The sequence below is a fragment of the Shewanella sp. MR-4 genome, from assembly GCF_000014685.1.
GTDB lineage: Bacteria > Pseudomonadota > Gammaproteobacteria > Enterobacterales > Shewanellaceae > Shewanella.
This window is the reverse complement of sequence record NC_008321.1, coordinates 396,111-414,863: the sequence shown is the minus strand read 5'-3', so window position 1 is coordinate 414,863 and position 18,753 is coordinate 396,111. Positions and strand designations below refer to the sequence as shown.

14 protein-coding genes and 4 tRNA genes are annotated in these 18,753 nt (G+C 47.7%); 12 read left to right on the top strand and 6 right to left on the bottom strand.

From position 1 onward, the window contains the following. Window positions 1–15: 15 nt before the first annotated feature. The 6 genes from SHEWMR4_RS02045 to SHEWMR4_RS02020 are packed head-to-tail and all read left to right on the top strand — an operon-like array spanning window position 16 to window position 8,273. Entirely contained in the window at window positions 16–2,193 is a 2,178-nt protein-coding gene (locus SHEWMR4_RS02045; protein ID WP_011621189.1) for a type I secretion system permease/ATPase, read from the top strand. Beyond that, entirely contained in the window at window positions 2,190–3,572 is a 1,383-nt protein-coding gene (locus tag SHEWMR4_RS02040) for an HlyD family type I secretion periplasmic adaptor subunit (RefSeq protein WP_011621188.1), read from the top strand. Before SHEWMR4_RS02045 ends, SHEWMR4_RS02040 begins: the two co-directional genes overlap by 4 nt. A gap of 26 nt (window positions 3,573–3,598) precedes the next feature. Further along, window positions 3,599–5,014, top strand: a complete 1,416-nt coding sequence (locus SHEWMR4_RS02035; RefSeq protein WP_011621187.1) for a TolC family outer membrane protein — start codon at window positions 3,599–3,601, stop codon at window positions 5,012–5,014. After that, the gene (locus SHEWMR4_RS02030; RefSeq protein WP_011621186.1) at window positions 5,011–5,619 is read left to right on the top strand and encodes an OmpA family protein; all 609 of its coding nucleotides are present in this window, start codon (window positions 5,011–5,013) and stop codon (window positions 5,617–5,619) included. The genes SHEWMR4_RS02035 and SHEWMR4_RS02030 overlap by 4 nt, the downstream gene beginning before the upstream one ends. An 18-nt stretch (window positions 5,620–5,637) precedes the next feature. Then, window positions 5,638–6,345, top strand: a complete 708-nt coding sequence (locus tag SHEWMR4_RS02025) for a transglutaminase-like cysteine peptidase (RefSeq protein WP_011621185.1) — start codon at window positions 5,638–5,640, stop codon at window positions 6,343–6,345. Between the two features lie 8 nt (window positions 6,346–6,353). Then, entirely contained in the window at window positions 6,354–8,273 is a 1,920-nt protein-coding gene (locus tag SHEWMR4_RS02020; protein WP_011621184.1) for an EAL domain-containing protein, read from the top strand. A gap of 189 nt (window positions 8,274–8,462) precedes the next feature. On the opposite strand, the gene SHEWMR4_RS02015 is transcribed toward SHEWMR4_RS02020, so the two are convergent. The 4 genes from SHEWMR4_RS02015 to SHEWMR4_RS02000 all read right to left on the bottom strand — a co-directional run bounded on the left by SHEWMR4_RS02015 (window position 8,463) and on the right by SHEWMR4_RS02000 (window position 8,976). Then, window positions 8,463–8,539: transfer RNA gene (locus SHEWMR4_RS02015), tRNA-Pro, on the bottom strand. Window positions 8,540–8,592: 53 nt separating this feature from the next. Next, a tRNA-Pro gene (locus SHEWMR4_RS02010) sits at window positions 8,593–8,669 on the bottom strand. 101 nt (window positions 8,670–8,770) lie between these two features. Further along, window positions 8,771–8,846, bottom strand: a tRNA-His gene (locus SHEWMR4_RS02005). Window positions 8,847–8,899: 53 nt separating this feature from the next. Then, window positions 8,900–8,976: transfer RNA gene (locus SHEWMR4_RS02000), tRNA-Arg, on the bottom strand. Window positions 8,977–9,184: 208 nt separating this feature from the next. Between SHEWMR4_RS02000 and SHEWMR4_RS01995 the strand changes: the two genes are divergently transcribed. Further along, complete coding sequence (locus SHEWMR4_RS01995; protein ID WP_011621183.1) at window positions 9,185–11,815, top strand: diguanylate cyclase domain-containing protein; 2,631 nt, start codon at window positions 9,185–9,187, stop codon at window positions 11,813–11,815. A gap of 29 nt (window positions 11,816–11,844) precedes the next feature. Here the strand turns inward: SHEWMR4_RS01995 and rep are convergent, their stop codons facing one another. Continuing rightward, window positions 11,845–13,860, bottom strand: coding sequence for a DNA helicase Rep (gene rep, locus SHEWMR4_RS01990; RefSeq protein WP_011621182.1), 2,016 nt, complete (start codon window positions 13,858–13,860; stop codon window positions 11,845–11,847). Window positions 13,861–14,075: 215 nt separating this feature from the next. Here rep and ubiK point away from each other — a divergent pair, with 215 nt between their 5' ends. From ubiK to SHEWMR4_RS01975, 3 genes are all read left to right on the top strand, one after another. After that, window positions 14,076–14,330 (top strand): ubiquinone biosynthesis accessory factor UbiK, encoded by a 255-nt coding sequence (gene ubiK / locus SHEWMR4_RS01985; RefSeq protein WP_011621181.1) that lies wholly within the window; start codon window positions 14,076–14,078, stop codon window positions 14,328–14,330. A gap of 94 nt (window positions 14,331–14,424) precedes the next feature. Then, window positions 14,425–14,757, top strand: a complete 333-nt coding sequence (locus tag SHEWMR4_RS01980; RefSeq protein ID WP_011621180.1) for a hypothetical protein — start codon at window positions 14,425–14,427, stop codon at window positions 14,755–14,757. A 59-nt stretch (window positions 14,758–14,816) separates the two neighbouring features. Continuing rightward, complete coding sequence (locus SHEWMR4_RS01975; RefSeq protein WP_011621179.1) at window positions 14,817–15,182, top strand: hypothetical protein; 366 nt, start codon at window positions 14,817–14,819, stop codon at window positions 15,180–15,182. Here the strand turns inward: SHEWMR4_RS01975 and SHEWMR4_RS01970 are convergent. Further along, entirely contained in the window at window positions 15,179–16,345 is a 1,167-nt protein-coding gene (locus SHEWMR4_RS01970) for a winged helix-turn-helix domain-containing protein (protein ID WP_011621178.1), read from the bottom strand. The two genes, SHEWMR4_RS01975 and SHEWMR4_RS01970, sit on opposite strands and share 4 nt — an antisense overlap. A 234-nt stretch (window positions 16,346–16,579) precedes the next feature. Between SHEWMR4_RS01970 and SHEWMR4_RS01965 the strand changes: the two genes are divergently transcribed. After that, window positions 16,580–17,107, top strand: a complete 528-nt coding sequence (locus SHEWMR4_RS01965) for a hypothetical protein (RefSeq protein WP_011621177.1) — start codon at window positions 16,580–16,582, stop codon at window positions 17,105–17,107. A gap of 162 nt (window positions 17,108–17,269) precedes the next feature. Beyond that, window positions 17,270–18,742: a cell envelope integrity protein CreD gene (gene creD, locus SHEWMR4_RS01960; RefSeq protein ID WP_011621176.1), complete on the top strand. Its 1,473-nt coding sequence runs from the start codon at window positions 17,270–17,272 to the stop codon at window positions 18,740–18,742. The last annotated feature ends 11 nt before the right edge of the window (window positions 18,743–18,753 follow it).

The following is an 18,753-nucleotide window of genomic DNA, read 5'->3' as shown; positions in this document are numbered from 1 at the left end:
AGGATAGATAAGTAGGTGTCTGTTACAGCCTCAGAAAAAGTTGAGCAGTGGACTATTTCCGCTTCACAGCGGGTAATAGTCGACCCTCTACTTGATTGTTTAGTGTTACTCACTGAACACTTTGGAAACCCATGCTCAAGTGATTCACTTGCGGCAGGTCTGCCCTTGTCTGGGGCAGTTTTAACACCAGATTTAGTACCACAAGCAGCCTCTCGAGCTGGATTAGCGGCCAAATTGTCGCGTAAAGGGTTAAACGAAATCTCCCCGATACTGCTACCGTGCATCTTGTTATTAAAAGACAAGAAAGCATGTATCCTGCGTGAACTCAAACTCGAGTCCGATAGAGCGGTTATTCAATTGCCAGAAACTGGCGGAGAAGAAGTACTCACAATAGAGTCACTCGAAACCTTATATGTTGGTTACTTATTCCTCGTTAAACAAGAATACCGTGGCGACATGGGATTCGATGTTTACTTGCACGACAATAAAACTCACTGGCTAGTACAAACCTTAAAAGACTCGGCACCCATTTATCGAGATGCGCTAATCGCCTCGGTGCTAGTCAACATCTTTGCGTTAGTCTCTCCGCTGTTTATCATGAATGTGTATGACAAGGTTGTGCCTAACTTAGCCTTTGAGTCCCTATGGGTACTCGCCATCGGTGCATCCATTGCCTATTTGTTTGACTTAGTCATGCGGCAATTACGTAGCTACTTAATTGATGTAGCAGGTAAAAAGGTCGACATTATAGTGTCGTCTCGGTTATTTGCCAAAGCCATTGGTATTCCGCTAGAGAGACGATCCCCGAGTATTGGCGGCATGGCCAAGCAGCTTGGAGAATTCGATAATATTCGGGAAATTTTAACCTCAGCGACCATCACAACCTTGGTCGACTTACCGTTTGCACTATTTTTCATCATCATTATCTATATTGTGGCGGGAGATTTAGCGGTCATTCCCGTGGTCGGCGGCTTAATCATTATCGGTTTTACCCTTTATACCCAGCCTAAGCTAAAAGCCGCGATTGAAGAAGGTAATAAGTTTTCTAGCTTAAAACACGGCCATCTGATCGAAAGTCTTTCCGCACTTGAATCGATAAAAGCCAATGGTGCCGAAGGGATTGTTCAACGAAGCTGGCAACAGATGATTGGTCATAGTGCTAACTGGCAATTAAGATCGAAAAAGCTCTCCAACTCGGTCTCCAATATGGCTAACTTCATCGTACAATTTACGGTTGTATGCGTAGTGATTTTAGGGGTATACCGAGTTGCCGATAACGCCATTTCTATGGGGGGCATTATTGCGGCCGTGATGTTATCGAGCCGAGCCATAGCACCAATGGCGCAGCTAGCTGGTTTGATGACCCGCGCTAACCATACCGCCAGTGCACTACGCCAGCTCAACGAGCTAATGGTGCAAGAAGACGAATTCGAGAATAAAGGCCACCTAGTCAGCAAACAGCGTTTGATGGGTAAAATCAACGCCGATCATGTTGGTTTTAGCTACCCAGGCTCAGAAAAACCAGTGCTCTACCCTATGACTCTCACCATAAATCCGGGTGAACGCATCGCTATTATTGGCCGTAATGGGTCGGGTAAGAGCACCCTAGCCAAACTCTTGGTTGGGTTATTTCAACCAACAACTGGGAGCCTGCGTTACGATGGTGTTGACTCGGCGCAAATCCACCCAAGCGATCTACGTCGTAACTTTGGCTATCTGCCACAGGATGTCACCCTTTTCCACGGCACCATCAGAGATAACATTCTTTTCGGTACCCGCCAAGTAACCGAGCACCAACTTATCCGTGCAGTCCAACTGTCTGGTGTTAGCCAGTTCACTCACTTGGAAGCGGAAGGTCTGGATCAACAGGTTGGTGAAGGTGGTATGTCACTGAGCCGCGGTCAAAGACAAACCGTTGCCCTTGCCCGTGCGACACTAAATGATCCGCCAGTGCTGTTAATGGATGAACCCACAGCCAGTTTGGATGCCCGTGCCGAGCAGCAATTTATTCGCTCTATGCAAAATGTCAGTAAGGATAGAACCTTGCTGCTGATCACTCACAAAATGCATTTATTGCAACTAGTTGACCGAATTATCGTGCTAGAGCGCGGCCATGTGGTTGCCGATGGTCCTAAGGCCGAAGTGTTAGAAAAACTCAATTTTGGCCTTGTCACCGGAGGCGCTAAAAAATGAGTAAAAATCTAACCGCACACGATTTAGACATGGTGGATGATGTTTATGGTGCAATGATGACTGATGCCCCTAGTGGACACCGACTCATCATCTGGGCCTTAGCTGCTATGGTGGTCTGCTTCCTGTTATGGGCAGGTTTTGCCCAGTTGGATAAGGTCACCACAGGTTCGGGTAAGGTGATACCCTCTTCGCAAGTGCAAGTGATCCAGAGTCTCGACGGTGGGATCATGCAGGAACTCTACGTGCGAGAAGGGGATATAGTGACTAAGGGACAACCCTTAGTTCGCATCGATGACACTCGTTTTCGCTCCGATTTCGCACAACAAGAGCAAGAGGTTTTTGGTTTAAAAACCAATGTTATCCGTATGCGTGCCGAGTTGGATAGCATACTGATATCAGACATGACATCTGATTGGCGTGAGCAAGTTAAAATCACCAAAAAAGCCTTAGTCTTCCCCGAAAGCCTGACAGAGGCAGAGCCCGCGTTGGTGAAAAGACAGCAAGAAGAGTACAACGGCCGTTTAGACAATCTGAGTAACCAGTTGGAAATTCTGGTGCGTCAAATCCAGCAAAGACAACAGGAAATTGATGATCTCGCCTCAAAAACCACGACCCTGACAACGAGTATGCAACTGATTTCGAGGGAACTCGAACTCACTCGACCACTCGCCAAAAAGGGCATCGTGCCCGAAGTCGAATTACTCAAATTAGAACGTGCCGTTAACGATGCCCAAGGTGAGCTAAACTCCTTACGATTACTCAGACCTAAGCTGAAGGCTGCATTAGACGAAGCCATTCTCAAACGCCGTGAAGCTGTATTTGTCTATGCAGCCGATCTACGCGCCCAACTTAACGAAACTCAAACTCGCTTATCACGCATGAATGAAGCCCAAGTCGGGGCACAGGATAAGGTGAGTAAAGCCATTATTACTTCTCCCGTTAACGGCACCATCAAGTCTGTGCATATCAATACCTTAGGCGGGGTTGTCCAGCCTGGCGTCGATATTGTAGAAATCGTTCCTTCAGAAGATCAGTTGCTAATAGAAACGAAAATCCTGCCAAAGGATATCGCGTTTCTGCACACGGGATTACCTGCAGTGGTGAAAGTCACAGCCTACGATTTTACGCGCTACGGCGGCCTAAAAGGTACAGTTGAGCATATTAGTGCTGATACTTCACAGGACGAAGAAGGAAATAGCTTCTACCTTATAAAGGTGAGAACAGAAGAATCCAGTTTAGTAAAAGACGATGGCACACAGATGCCAATTATCCCGGGGATGTTAACAACCGTTGATGTCATCACCGGACAAAGATCCATTCTTGAGTACATTTTAAATCCAATTTTAAGGGCTAAGGATACCGCGCTCAGAGAGCGTTAAGCCTGTTATAAACCGGGAGGTTTGCAATGAAGACTTCAGTAAGACAACAATTTCAATGTTCAAAACTAGCGATTGTATTGTCAGTGATCCTGTTACCACTTTCGGCTCAAAGCCAAACACTAGAGCAAGCGGTAGCATACACACTCGATACAAACCCTGATCTACGCGTTGCCTTTAACCGCTTCAAAGCCAGAGAAGAGCAAGTGAACCAAGCAATTGCTGGCTATATGCCAACTATTGATGTCACTGGCGGCTATGGCTATGAACAAACCGACAGCGTATCGACCCGCCGACGTCCAAATGTGGGTGATGTTGATAGCGATGGGGTTGCTGAACTCAACCGTGGTGAGTTTGGTGTTAGCTTAAAGCAAATGCTATTTGATGGCTTTTATACCAGCAGTGAAGTTGATCGTTATAGCTTTGAAGCCAGTGCAGACCAATGGGCACTTCTTGCCGCAGCAGAAGACATGGCGCTGGATGTCAGCAAAGTCTATCTAAACTACCTGCGTACCGATGAAGTACTCAAGCTGGCAGAGAAAAACCTCAACAGCCACAAAGAGATTTATGAGCAAATCAAACAACGTACCGATTCAGGTTTAGGCTCTACCGCGGATCTTTCGCAAATTACCGGCCGTCTTGCACGTGCCAATGCCAATGTGATTTCTGCCCGCAATAATCTACTGGATGCCAAAGCACAATTTATTCGTGTGATCGCGGCCGATCCCGTGGACTTGATCCAACCAGTACCAGATGCAGATTTATTGCCGAAAGATCTCAATTCAGGTCTTAGCGATGCGCAAGAAAATCATCCGATCCTCAAATCGGCTGCCAATGATATTCGTGCCGCCGAGAACGAACGCTCATCGGTTCAAGCCAGCTACTACCCACAAGTCTCGTTAGAGCTAAATGGTAACTGGAATAACGATGTCGGCGGCGAAGACGGTGTTAGCGCATTAGCCAGCCAAAACGTCGGAGGCTATAACAACGATCTCGTCGCCATGGTGCGAGTGAGATACAACCTCTTCGCTGGCGGTAAAGATCTTGCCCGCGAAAAGGAAACCGCCTACAAGTTAGGTGAAGCTAAAGAAATCCGCCAACGCGCACAGCGCGAGGTGGTTGAGGGCGTGAATTTGGCGTGGAACGCCTATGAAATGTTGGCCCCACAGAAGCAATATATTCGCGACCATGTTATGGCAGCAAAAGATACCCAATCTGCCTATGCCCAACAGTTTAACTTAGGCCAACGCAGCTTACTCGACTTACTCGATACCGAAAACGAGCTGTTTGAGGCACGTAAAGATTACTTACAAGCCGAATACGATGAAATCATTGCAAAATATCGCGTACTCAACTCTACTGGACGTTTACTTGACTCCTTAAAAGTTACTCGCCCAGAAGCATGGCGTGGTGAACGCAACTACGAGGGAGGAGCCAACCAATGAAAACCCTAATTCTATTTATGAGCGTGGCGCTTTTAGCTGGTTGTTCCATGCGGGATACCGTTAATATTGAAGAAATGACCACGACTCAGGCCTATGATCTGTCCGACAAGGATGGTGATGGCGTGATTGAAGCTCGTGAGCGTTGCAACGACACCGCCAAAGGCGCAGGTACGGATAATTATGGTTGCGGTCAAGTAAAAGCGATTAATGAGCGTAAGGAAATCAATGTATTATTTCCAAACGACTCAGCTTATATTGCACCAGAGTACTATCCTCAGATTGAAGAAATTGCGATGTTTTTACGTCAATATCCCACGACTAAAGTGACCATCGAAGGTCACACTAGCCGCACTGGGACAGATGAAAGAAACGCCGTACTTTCTCAAGAACGTGCTGATGCCGTCACCGCGGTGCTAGCAGACCGCTTCAGCATCGACAGATCTCGACTCACAGCCATTGGCTACGGCTCTAGCCGTCCATTGGTACTCGAGCATACGCCTGATGCAGAAACCCGTAACCGCCGCGTAGTCGCGGAAGTGACTGGTGATGATACGACGACAGATATGAAATGGACGATTTACTCTGTTGATGAACCCACTAAATAAAGGCTAACAGAATAGGCTATGAACGGCAGGCTAAGGGATTACAATTCGTTTTTGCGGGCCTGTCGCTTAAGCCTAATCGCGTCTGCGCTTGCGGTCGGCTGTTTATATGCCAGCCCGACCCAAAAGCTGGATGAAGCCAAAATTACCTCAACGCTGGAGAAGCGTTATGGTGAGCGCGCGGGTATGCGTGCAAGAGCTTGGTTTAAAGTGGTGGCTGAAGCCAGCACGCTCGACGAAAAAGATAAACTATTAAAAGTGAACAACTTTTTTAACTTATTCCGCTTCGTCGATGACATCAAGTTATGGGGAGAATCAAACTACTGGGCGACTCCAATGGAGTTTATTGGCGTAAATGGTGGCGACTGTGAGGACTTTTCCATTGCCAAATATTTCACGCTACTCCAATTAGGCGTGCCCGAAGATAAGATGCGGATCACTATGGTTAAGGCCACGAGCGTGAATCAGTATCATATGGTGTTGGCTTACTATGACACCCCTTCGTCAGTCCCTTTAGTTCTCGATAACCTCGACCATGTCATTAAACCTGCGACTCAGCGTAAAGATCTCATCCCTGTTTACAGCTTTAACGGTAAACAGTTATGGCTAAATAAAGAACAGGGACGAGGTGTGTTAGCAGGCTCGTCGACACGACTCGAAAAATGGAATGACCTTAACCATAGGTTAGGGGTTGACCGACTCAGGCAGCCCAAATTAAAACTGGAGTAGCACCAAAGATGACACTGTTTAGACAGATATATTCGCTGCTTTTTAGCCTGTTCTTGCTGGTTGTTGCAAGCCTTGGCTATGTGCAATTTACTGAGACACAAAGCTTTTTGACCAAGCAAATGGAATCGGATCTAAACAATACCAGTACCTCGCTTGGACTCATGCTTACTCCAGCACTGCAAGCAGGCGATACCGCCGCAGCCGAAACCTTAGTCAATGTGATTTTTGAGGGCGGCTATTACAAAAACATTAAGCTGACTTGGATGGTTGATGGCAAACAACAAGAATGGAACAACCCACTCAAAATTGAAGACGTGCCTCAATGGTTCATCAATCTCAACCTGTTTAAAACCATCAAAAAAGAAAGCACTATTACTTCGGGATGGTTACAACTCGCACAACTAGAAATCACCGCGCACCCAGGTTTTGGTTACCATGAATTATGGCGCATTATGTCTAATACCATTATCGCCTTCTCATTGCTCTTTTTAGTCGCCATTTTTACCGCAAGATTAGGCTTAACCTGGATCTTAAAACCACTGCATGCCTTATCTGATCATGCCAAAAAGATTGCGGCTCGCCAGTTTGGTCCCGATATGCCGCTGCCCAAGACCACTGAGCTCAAGGACTTGGTTACCGCATTCAACAGCATGTCAGCCCAGCTCAAGCAATTGTTCCAATCACTTGATGAAGAAGTCGGCTCTTTACGCAAAAAGAACCTCACCGACCCCGCCTCTGGACTGCCTAATCGCCAATACGTAGTCAGCCGCCTCAACGGCTGGTTAAGTGAACCGAGCAGCGGTGCCCTTTTCTTAGCTAAGCTCGATTGGCTCGAGGAGGTACACAGTAAATATGGCTATCAGGTTCGGGATGAAACCATTCGCCTGTTGGCCGAAAAACTGGTCGAGCAACTCAATGAGATCACCCCATCCGTCGTGGCGCGTATTGCCGCATTTGAATTTGCGTTCCTCGTTACCGATGTCGAACACGATCAAATCAGTAAGTACCTGCAAACCCTGATCCGCACCATCAACCAAGAGATCTCTAAAGCAGGCTGTAAGCCCAATGAGAACTTTGCCATCGGTGTTGCTGAACGCATCGGTCAAATGAAGGTGTCAGATATTCTGGCGCAGGCGGATAACGCGCTGCAAAAAGCGCTGAAAGAACATAAGTCTTTCCATTGGTTTGAAACCACAGAGCAACAGCTATTCACTAGAGAGCAGTGGCGCGACAACTTAAGCCATGCCATCAGCAATAAGAAGTTTAAGTTCCGCTGGCAACCCATCCAATTTTGTAATGGGGAAGGTGTTGCACAGCGAGAACTCTACTGCCAACTTGAACTTGGCGATAAGGTGGCCCATGCAGGCCAGTTTATGCCTTATATCGAGCTACTGTCACTCGGCTCGCTGCTCGATAAATGCCTGATTGAGACTGTGAATGAGCATAAATTGCTTGAGCGTAACTATGAACCACTGGCAATCAACCTGACACATCAGAGCCTTAGTGATACTCAATTCCACGACTGGCTCAATCACTTCTTGCGCAGCATGCCACAGGTAGAACGTATATGCTTTGAAATCCCCGAAGCAGGCGTCTACAGCGATTTAGAATCCTGTGTGCAGCTATGTAATATCATTCGTGATAATGGTGCTAAGTTTGGTATCGACCACTTTGGTCGCCAATTTGGATCTATGTCGTACCTTCAAGAGCTAAGACCGAGTTACGTGAAACTCGATCAATCCTTCTCCTACTATGACGAAGCCTCACATAATAGCGAGCTCTGCCGCGCCATTATCAATGTGGCCAAAGGATTGGATATTCAGGTGATAGTGACTGGTATCCAAGAGAAAGCGCAGTTAGAACGATTTAATGAGCTTAAAACTGACGCCTATCAAGGCTTTATAGTACCGCCAGAGAATATCGACTAAGTCGAATATGTTTGCATTAAGGCTCCTTAGGGAGCCTTAATTATTTGAGCGGGAAGAATTGCTTGGGGCGCCACAAACTATGTTGTGCAATAACGCCTGATGGCAAGGCTTGAACAGAGGCATACAACCGAGAGACAGATACAAAAAAGCCCCAGTGATCCCTAAGGAATTCTGAGGCTTCAATGTAATTGGTCGGTGATAGAGGATTCGAACCTCTGACCCTCTGGTCCCAAACCAGATGCGCTACCGGACTGCGCTAATCACCGTAACTGTTAACTATTTGCCTGAAAAATCAAGCGCGCTAGTTATGCGAATAATGTGGTCGGTGATAGAGGATTCGAACCTCTGACCCTCTGGTCCCAAACCAGATGCGCTACCGGACTGCGCTAATCACCGAAATTTACTTTAACTAAAGAGAGTCAAACCCTCTGGTCCGTTCTTATCCAAAAATCTGGATGCGCCATCGGACTGCGCTAATCACCGAGATGTAAATGAAATGGGGTGACTGATGGGGCTCGAACCCACGACAACCGGAATCACAATCCGGGACTCTACCAACTGAGCTACAATCACCACTGACTTTCACTTTACTGCTAACCTTCAAGCTCACAACTCATTCGGAGAAATGGTGCGCCCAAAAGGATTCGAACCTTCGGCCTCACCCTCCGGAGGGGTGCGCTCTATCCAGCTGAGCTATGGGCGCTCGCCTTGGTTAGCGCCGCATATAGTATGGACAAATAGCCCTTGAGTCTATAGCTGTTTTGCACTTTTTTTACTGACTGCTCAAGTTTTGATACATTCGCATGCTTTTTCAGCGAAACACCATCGTAAATATGGCTTGGATGTTACGGTATTTCATGTTAATTATAACGTTTGGTAAACAATTAACGCAGAACTGATTAGTGAGTATCATGTTTAGGGATGAAGATGGAACTACCCCGCCTCGAGCTCATGAGGTTGAACGCTTAAAAAAGAGACTTAATCGCCTCAAATATTTGGCGCATAAGTATAAGCGTGCCGAAGTCGTTCAAAATGCGTTACTCGAATTATCCCATATTGCGACGCAGGTTCCTTCCCTCGAAGAGTTCTATCTTGGTGTGCATCACCACCTAAAGCAACTGATCTCTGCCGATAATTTTTTTATTGCCACTCTAGATGTGAATAGCGGAGACATTTCTGTCCCCTTCTTCGCCGATGAAAAAGACGCCCACCCAGCCCAACTCTATCCTGAACAATCGCTCTCCACCCTGCTACAACAGGGATTAACCGGTTATGTCTTTCGCTCGGGTGAAACCTTATTGTGCGATGAGACTAAAGTCGATGAATTGGTTCATGCTGGGGAGATACTGAATCTCGGTTCGCCTTGTCACCTGTGGCTAGGCGTCCCCATTAAACATGAAGGCATAGTGACCGCGGTACTCGTAGTACAGACCTATGATACCAATGTAAATTACGGCGATATCGAGGTCGAGTTAATGACCTTTATTTGCCACCACATTGCCGGCGTGATGGAAAGGCTTAAACATCAAGAACAACTAGAACAAGCCATTCAGCAACGCACCAAGGAACTCAGCCAAGCCTACGATAAACTCAAGCAAGAAGTGTATGAGCGACGTAGAGCCGAGCGGTTGCAAAAGTCGTTATTTGAGATTGCTGAGCTTGCTAGCTCAGGCTCTGATAACCCCGACTTCTATGCCCAGCTACATAATGTTATCCGCCATCTTATCCCCGCCAATAACTGTTATATCGCTCTGCTGAATGAAGAAGGCACTCACTTAACCTTCCCGTTTTACGTGTCGCAATTAGGCAACCAGCATCCAGGTTCAAGGCCCTTGCAGGATGGGCTGACCGAGTATGTGCTCAAACACAAGCGACCATTATTGCTCGACCGAAATGATCTCAATGATTTAATCATCTCTGGCGAGCTTTACGCTAAAGCCCCCGCACTAAACCACACCCAAACAATGCATCAATGGATAGGTATTCCACTGTTTATCCATGACGAAGTGCGTGGCGCCTTGACCATCTACAGTTTCAGCATGACCCAAAACTACCAAACTAAAGATTTGGAATTGCTGACTTTTGTGTCCCAGCATATCGGTGCGGCCATCGAGAAAAAGCTAACGGCAGAATCTTTGCGCCGCAGCTATGAAGAATTAGAAGAAAAAGTCGCGGCACGCACCACGGCTCTTGCCGAGTTGAATAAGGATCTTGAAAAAGAAATCCGCCAACGCCGCAATATGGAAGCCAAGCTAGTGCATGATGCCAAGCACGATGCGCTCACAGGGCTGCCGAATCGCGCCATGTTTATGGAGCGACTCAACCAAGCCATAAAGCACGTGCGGCGCCATAGCCTAGAGCAGTTTGCCCTGCTCTTTATCGACCTTGACCGCTTTAAGCAAATTAACGACACTATGGGGCATTTAGAGGGGGATAGGTTCTTAATTGAAACCGCTACCCGCCTACGCGCCTGTATTCGCAGTAACGATACCTTAGCCAGACTCGGTGGCGATGAGTTTGTCATCCTGCTCGATAGCATTAATGGTATTAACGATGCCCGTGATGTTGCCGAGCGGGTGATTCAAAAAATCTCACTATCCTATACCTTAGGGGCAATCGAGTTTCATTCGGGCGCCAGTATTGGCATCACCATCAGTGGCAATAAGCTAGATACCAGTGAGTCTATGCTGCGCAATGCCGACACCGCCATGTACCAAGCCAAGGCGAATGGCAAAGGCTGTTATGTCATCTTCGACGATAGCGCCTCTCAGCAAAAGATGCAGGACATTGCCTTCGAGAATGATTTTAAACAGGCATTACAAACCGGTGAGTTACAACTGCAATTTTGCCCGATTGTCGATTTACAGACGCAGCAAACCCAAGCATTAGAATGCCGTTTGACTTGGGAACATCCACAGTGGGGCACCATTCCACAGGAGATCCTCAGCCAGTTAGCCGAACAAGCGAACCTGATGGTCGAACTGGATAAGTATACGATTAGCTTGCTGGATAAGAGCTATCATCAACTACTTGCCAGCCAAGGGGATAAAGTTGAATTACACCTTATGCTATCGAGCCAACATCTAAAGCATAAGCACGCGCTGCGTGGACTCAAAAACGCCCTAAAGCAGACTAAGCTTGCGCTGCCACAGCTATGGCTGTTTTTTAATGAAAAGGCGTTAGTGCTGGAAACAGAGAATCACATTAATGGCTTTGAGTTGTTGAAAAAGCTGGACGTGAACTTGGGGATCAGCCACTACGGCAGTGGCCACAGCTCATTAAATAGTTTGTTATTCTTACCCATCAAGGGCTTAAAGCTCGATGCCAACATCACCAAACAATTGCAGGATGAGCAACACATTAAGCTGATGTCGGCTTACCAGAAAGCGGCTTCGACCTTAGACTTACAAACCTTTGTCGATGGCCTGCAATCCGCCGAGCAGATAAAAATCTTCCACGCATTAGGTTATCGCTTTGGCCAAGGCGGTGCCTTAGCCTCACCTTTTTTATTGTCAGACACCACACAACAGGTCTGTGCCTGAATGCAGTAATCACATGATGAATCTTGTGATTACTGCTTTTTAAACATATCCCTTAAATTTGAGATATGGCTGCGGCCAGTCTGCATGCGCTCCTGTTCGGTTTGCTGCGGTTTACGGTTCTCCCAAATAAGGTCATCCTGCGGTAACTCATGCAGAAAACGGCTCGGCTCGCAGCGCATGGTTTCACCAAACTGGCGACGCTCTCGGCAAAGAGTAAACCACAGCTCGCGCTGGGCACGCGTAATCCCCACATACGCCAAACGACGTTCCTCGTCGACGTTATCTTCATCTATGCTGGTTTGATGCGGCAGAATGCGCTCCTCAACCCCCACCATAAACACGAAGGGGAATTCCAACCCTTTAGAGGCATGCAGCGTCATTAACTGCACTTGATCGCCGCCTTCATCCTCGCTGTTACGCTCCATCATATCCCTAAGCGTCAGGCGGTTAACCACCTCAGGCAAGGTCATGGGTTCTTCTAACTCATCCCCCGAGAGCATTTCCGTCACCCAGCGATAGAGCTCGGAGATGTTTTTCATCCGCATCTCGGCGGCCTTAGCGCTGGTACTGGTCTCGTATAAATAGTCTTCGTAATTAATCTTACGGATCAATTGTTTTACCGCCTCAACTGGTTCGCCTCGCTCGGCGTGCTCCCCGGTATCGACAATAAAACGGCCAAATTGATACAAGGCCGACATGGCATTAGGCGGTAAATGATGATTCAGCTCAGGGTCAAAAATCGCCTCAAACATGGAAATATGTTTCTCGTTGGAGAAGTTACCCAAACGCTCTAAGGTCGATGGACCAATGCCGCGCTTAGGCAAATTTACCACTCGCAAAAAGGCGTTATCATCATCGGGATTTACCACTAATTTGAGGTAGCCCATGATGTCTTTAATCTCGGCACGGGCAAAAAACGAGGTGCCGCCACTTAGCTTGTAGGGGATACGGTTAGTCATCAGCGCCCGTTCGAGCAGGCGAGACTGGTGGTTCCCACGATACAGAATCGCGTAATCACCAAATTGGGTACGACCAACAAACTTGTGGCGAATGATTTCGGCCACGACACGCTCGGCTTCTTGCTCTTCATTGGCGGCAAACAGCACCCGCATCGGCTCACCATAAGCCAACTCGCTAAATAACGACTTATCGTACACATGGGGATTGTTGGCGATAAGGATGTTAGCCGCCCGCAAAATACGTTGGCTAGAACGATAATTCTGCTCAAGTTTAATCAGCTTAAGCTTGGGAAAATCTTTGCCCAACAACACTAAGTTCTGCGGTTTAGCCCCGCGCCATGAATAGATGGACTGGTCGTCGTCCCCCACTACGGTAAAACGCGCGCGCTCGCCCACCAGTAATTTGACCATTTCATACTGGGAAGTGTTGGTATCCTGATATTCGTCCACCAGCAGGTATTGGATCTTGGTTTGCCAGCGCGTACGCACTTCCTCGTGATGCCTTAGCAATAAGGTCGGTAGCAGAATTAAGTCATCAAAATCTAAGGCGTTGTAGGCTTTCATATGTTGGGCATAACGCTGATACAACATGGCAAACAACTGCTGTTGTTCATCCTTTGCCAACTTGCGCGCTTGGTCGGGAATAATCAGCCCACCTTTCCAGTTGGAAATTGCCCCCGCAAGAGCTTTGAGTAAGTCTTTATCTTCCTGTAATTCTTTTTGAGTCAGCTCTTTAAGGAGCGCGAGCGTGTCTTGATCATCGAATAACGAGAACCCAGGCTTTAGTCCCAGCACTTTATGCTCACGTTTTACAATCTCAAGCCCCAGTGTGTGGAAGGTCGAAATCCACAGCCCTCTAGCCTCTTTGCGCCCCATCGACTGCGCAACCCGCTCCTTCATCTCCCGCGCCGCTTTGTTGGTAAAGGTTACCGCCGCAATATTGCGCGCATTGTAGCCACACTTTTGCACTAGGTAGGCAATCTTGTTGATAATTACGCGTGTTTTGCCACTGCCCGCGCCCGCTAACACTAAGCAGGGACCCGAAACATAATGAACAGCATCATTTTGGGCAGGATTGAGTTTCATCTTCGCGCAATATCCAAACAAGTCTTCAGAAGGGGGATGGGATCATAGCAGAAGCTAAGGTTTTAAGGCCAACAAATCCCCTTGCAATCGTTATTACTCCGCCGTGACAAAGCGCGCAATCGTGGCGATGAGCACGGCCCAATCCGCGGCTTTACTTTTGAAAGCTAACGTACTGAGTTACAATTCATCCATTCAGCAAAGAGGCGGACAAGATTATGATCAATCCAAAGAAAATCGAAGAAATGGCGAAGCAACTGAGCGATAGTTTGCCCAGCGGTCTTAAGCAATTTGCCGGTGAATTTGAAGAGCGCAGCAAGCAAGTGCTGCAAAATCAATTGCTCAAGTTAGATCTGGTTTCCCGTGAAGAATTTGAAGTACAGCAGCATGTACTACTGAAAACCCGCGAGAAGTTAGAAGCTCTGCAGGCGCAAGTTAACGAGCTTGAGAAAAAACTGAACGCCGCGGACTAACTGATAATGCATGTTTGAAAGAGTACAGTTAGCGATAGCGCAGCTGTGCTTTTTTGTTTTTAACACTGCAAGCATTCAGTCACTTAGGGAAATAATGCGACAACTCGCCAGCTACATTCTCGCCATTCAAGGTTATCCTAGCCCAGTTTCAGTGGTGAGCCACACCCAAGAGCAGCACAGTTATCAGGACGATAATGCTGAAATTTGCGAATCCTTGACCTTGTATCACTTCGACAACGGGGTTGTGGTCAGTCTGTTAAGCGAGCAAGATACCCAGACGGATGAGTCAGACGCGGTTTGTGCCGATTATTGGCTCAGCTATCGCGTCGTGACGGCCGATATCGCGATTTCGCCGCAGCAAAAGTCCTTTAGTAATCTGTGCCAACAAGGCTTTTGGCTTAAGATGCAGCAAGGGCTTACCGAGTGAGAATAGTTGTGGGCGCCAAGACTTAAGCGCTCGAGTTCGAATCGTCAGGGAAGAAGACAATGGATACCGCAAGCACCACTTTCTATCAGGACTATCTGCTTTGGGGATTGTTACTCCTTGGCGGCTTGCCACTGCTCAGTTATCCTTTTGTGGTTCTTGCAAGCCTGATGGGGCTTGCCAGCCAAACCACGATTAAAGTGCATTGGTTTTATCGGCTGATGAATAAAAGCTTTTTGTGGGGAACCCTAGCTTATCCCTTAGTGTACATTCCCTGCTATTGGCTCGCGCGCAGTGAAAACAGTTCATTATCCTTGGGCTATGCCGCCCTGCCACTGCTCTTTTTAGCACTGCTGTACCTGTGCTTTCACTGGATGGATGTACCCTCTAAAGACAAGCGCCCAGATAACGACAAAGCTCCCGATTAGATCTTCTGCTGCCGTGCGTATTTTTGTTTAAATGCCTTATGGTTAGCCTTCACCAGTTTCCAGCGGCTACAGCCATTAAAGCGCGCATACTCAGTGACTGCCGCCTCAAATGCCGCACAAAAGTCATCATCCATGCCATCGAATCCAGCTTCTAGGGTCAGCTGCTGTAATAGCAGTAGACCGCTTTGTCGCTCGGCTTTCACATCTACTCGACCAACGAAGCGGTCGCGCCACAAAATCGCGAGGGAGTAATAGCCATATTGGCGTTTTTCGGCGGGCACATAGACTTCAATTTGATAATCAAAATCAAACCATTGCTTTAATCGTTGCCGCTGAATTAATAGATTATCGAAGGGATTGAGTAACCAGACTCGGTTAGGCATTGCAGCGGTTATTTGCAGCTCGGGGCGATAAAAATACCATTGCCCTTCGGCCTTAAAGCTCGCTAATTCACCTTGGGACTGCATTGCGACTAATTGCTCATTCACATTAGCTTTTATGCCTTTGCGCAGATACGCGATTTGCGCCGCCGAGCCAAAGGCATGGGCATCGAGGTAACGCTCAATCAAATGGCGGGCAAATTCGGCCTCACTCGGCGCTTGGGTATTGATATGTTCGGGCAGCACGCGTTCGGTAAGATCATAACATTTTTGAAATTTTTCCCGCCGCACCACCATTAGCTCGCCGCGCATAAACAACTGCTCTAGCGCTTTTTTGGCGGGTTTCCAGTCCCACCAGGCACCGTTTTTACCTTCGGTATGTTCAAAGTCACTGGCTTTAAGTGGCCCTTCAGCGCGAATGCGGGCGCGCACTTCCTGCATCACCTTATCGTCTGGCTCAAACCAATGTTTGCCGCCATTTTGTAGCAGCTGTTTACGCTGCAAACTAAAGCGGTAGTCGGCAATCGGCAAATAGGCCGCCGCATGGGACCAATATTCAAAAATCTCCCCCTGTGCCAGCGCAGTATCTAGCATCTGCGGTTGATACTGCGGCATCCGGCTATGCAGCACATGGTGATGTGCCCGCTCGACCACATTGATGGAGTCGATTTGCACATAACCAAGGCGGCTAATCAGTTCGCTCACCGACGAGTGAGGTTGCAGTAAACCTTGCTGCTGCATATTCAGCTGTAACCACTCGCGGGGTGAAAAAGGGCTCGACATGCACTCTCCAAAGGTACTAAAAGCGAATAGCTATCTCAAATGGATCCCCTTATCGGCTAAATATCAAAGGGATAGCTGTCTCACTTTTGTCGTATATTTCGCAAACTTGGCGCCAATTTGCCAGCTTGCCGACAACTTCGGTTAACATAAGGCATTTCCTGGCTAAGGGCTATCGCTTTACCTCGAGGCGAGCGATGCACTCTCCAAGGTTAGCCCCTCATTAAGGATTGATGAATGAATATCTATTACCGCGAAGCTAAACTCTGCGGTCGCAAAACTGGCAATGGCACTAAGCTGCCTTTTTTGATGAATATGCTGTACTCACTCGCTGACAAGAATGGCGATTTACAGCCTTTTGCCATAGAGGATATTAAGGCAGTCCTGTTTAACCAGCATCAATCGATTGGCTGCTCCATCAAAGCACCTCTGCCCATAGTCTCTTGGCGTAGCGAAGCCATTTGGTACGAGCTATTCAAAGGTGAAGCGCCCGTATATCTACCCCAATGCATTACTTTTACCAATGGCGCCATCGACTATGCGATTGTCGTGATTGGCGATGAATATGAGCTACGTATTTGGTCTGACGCCAATAATCGTGAGCGTGAAAAACACCAATGGTTTTCACACCATGCAGCCGTCTATTCGGAGCAAACCGACATCTTTAAGGAATGTCTTGAGACCTTACTCAAACATATCCGTAAGGAAGATGACTTTGAGGCAAAACACCCCAAGTTTGGCAAAAAGCCCCGAGCGGCGACCTAGGATTTAGCTCGAATCTGGGCGATTGCCATAATTTTGCCACTATTGATCAGCAACTTGCCCGCAATTCCAGCGGGCAAATCTGTTTTAATACCCACCGTGATATCGAGTTAGCACCACAGAATACCGTGGCGACTCGCGCGTATTTCATAGGGAATGAAATCCATGTTTAACATTATTTTCTGGGTGCTCACGTTACTGAGTTTGGCGCTATTTGGCGGCGCCATCTATTTAGTGGCGCGTGCACTCCTTAAAAAACTCAATCGTGATCAAGGAACAGATATGTCAGCACAGGAACAGCCTGCCACAGCAAAGGGAGCGGCATTGAAAAACACCACGCTATTAAAAGCCTTAACTATTGGCATACTGTCGATTGTGGCCTTGCTACCGCTTGGGATCATCATGGACATGACGTCCGATCGCGAAGCCCTGTACCACAGTGTGGTCGATGAAATCGGCCGCTCATGGGGCGAACAACAAACGCTCTCAGGCCCAGCGCTGGTGATCCCCTACAGCTATTTTGTGATGCAGGAAGAAGTCAGTAACGACGGCAAAACTCGCCACGAAGTAAAGCGCACCTATCAGGACGAGCTGGTGATCCTGCCGAAAAAACTCAGCCTCGATTTAGATTTAAAGCATGATTTTCGCACCCGCGGCATTTACCAATCTCTGGTGTATAACGCTGCACTTAATGGGCAGGCTGAATTTCGCTTAAACCGTTACGATATTCCTAACCTTATCGCCTTCGATAATCAAAATGCCCGCTTAGTCTTTGGGGTATCATCGAATCAAGCAATTGATAAGGTGGAAAAAATTGAGGTAACAGGCGATTCAGTCCTACTCTCTGGCTCGCTGATGTCAGGCACAGGCCTGACGACTGGCGGTCTAGAGAAAGGTTTTAATCAAGGGATCCAAGTCGGCGAAGCGAGTGATTTTAGCGTGAACTTTGCCATGACACTGCGCGGCTCACAGTCGATTAGTGCCCTGCCATTAGGCGAACAAACCCTGCTGAATATCCATGCCGATTGGCCGCACCCAAGTTTTAAAGGCTTACTCCCAGCAGAGCGCGAAATCACTGCTAATGGATTTACTGCCAGCTGGAATATCAGTCACTTAACCCGTAACTATCCGCAAGAATTTATTAAGAGTAACCAGTCGACACTCGCAGAAGTCGTCGCCAATGCCATGCTGTTTGAGCCTGTGACCCATTACGGCAAGATTGAGCGCTCAGTTAAATATGGCCTGTTGTTTATCGTACTGACTTTTATCATGCTATTTATTTTCGAGCTGGGGCAAAAGACCAGCCTAAGCACAGTGCAATACATGCTGGTTGGCAGCGCCATGGCCCTGTTCTACCTGCTGTTATTATCACTCTCGGAGCACCTTGCCTTCCTGCAAGCCTATTTGATCGCCGCCTGTATTCCGGTGTTGTCAGTCTCCGCCTATGTGGGCAGTGCCACCGCCAGTCTTAAGCGTGGCGCGATTGTCGGCACTATGCTGGTGAGCTTGTATGCGGTGCTGTACTCGATACTGCAACTAGAAGATTACGCCCTACTGATGGGCACCGGCTTGTTACTCGTAGTATTACTGATTTTGATGTTCGTGACCCGCCATCAACCCAAGAATACGGTGCAATAGCACCTACCGCT

Coding starts and splice junctions, on each gene's coding strand:
- SHEWMR4_RS02040 (WP_011621188.1), top strand. CDS start 2,190: ATGAGTAAAAATCTAACCGCACACGATTTAGACATGGTGGATGATGTT.
- SHEWMR4_RS02035 (WP_011621187.1), top strand. CDS start 3,599: ATGAAGACTTCAGTAAGACAACAATTTCAATGTTCAAAACTAGCGATT.
- SHEWMR4_RS02030 (WP_011621186.1), top strand. CDS start 5,011: ATGAAAACCCTAATTCTATTTATGAGCGTGGCGCTTTTAGCTGGTTGT.
- SHEWMR4_RS02025 (WP_011621185.1), top strand. CDS start 5,638: ATGAACGGCAGGCTAAGGGATTACAATTCGTTTTTGCGGGCCTGTCGC.
- SHEWMR4_RS02020 (WP_011621184.1), top strand. CDS start 6,354: ATGACACTGTTTAGACAGATATATTCGCTGCTTTTTAGCCTGTTCTTG.
- SHEWMR4_RS01995 (WP_011621183.1), top strand. CDS start 9,185: ATGTTTAGGGATGAAGATGGAACTACCCCGCCTCGAGCTCATGAGGTT.
- rep (WP_011621182.1), bottom strand. CDS start 13,860: ATGAAACTCAATCCTGCCCAAAATGATGCTGTTCATTATGTTTCGGGT.
- ubiK (WP_011621181.1), top strand. CDS start 14,076: ATGATCAATCCAAAGAAAATCGAAGAAATGGCGAAGCAACTGAGCGAT.
- SHEWMR4_RS01980 (WP_011621180.1), top strand. CDS start 14,425: ATGCGACAACTCGCCAGCTACATTCTCGCCATTCAAGGTTATCCTAGC.
- SHEWMR4_RS01975 (WP_011621179.1), top strand. CDS start 14,817: ATGGATACCGCAAGCACCACTTTCTATCAGGACTATCTGCTTTGGGGA.
- SHEWMR4_RS01970 (WP_011621178.1), bottom strand. CDS start 16,345: ATGTCGAGCCCTTTTTCACCCCGCGAGTGGTTACAGCTGAATATGCAG.
- SHEWMR4_RS01965 (WP_011621177.1), top strand. CDS start 16,580: ATGAATATCTATTACCGCGAAGCTAAACTCTGCGGTCGCAAAACTGGC.
- creD (WP_011621176.1), top strand. CDS start 17,270: ATGTTTAACATTATTTTCTGGGTGCTCACGTTACTGAGTTTGGCGCTA.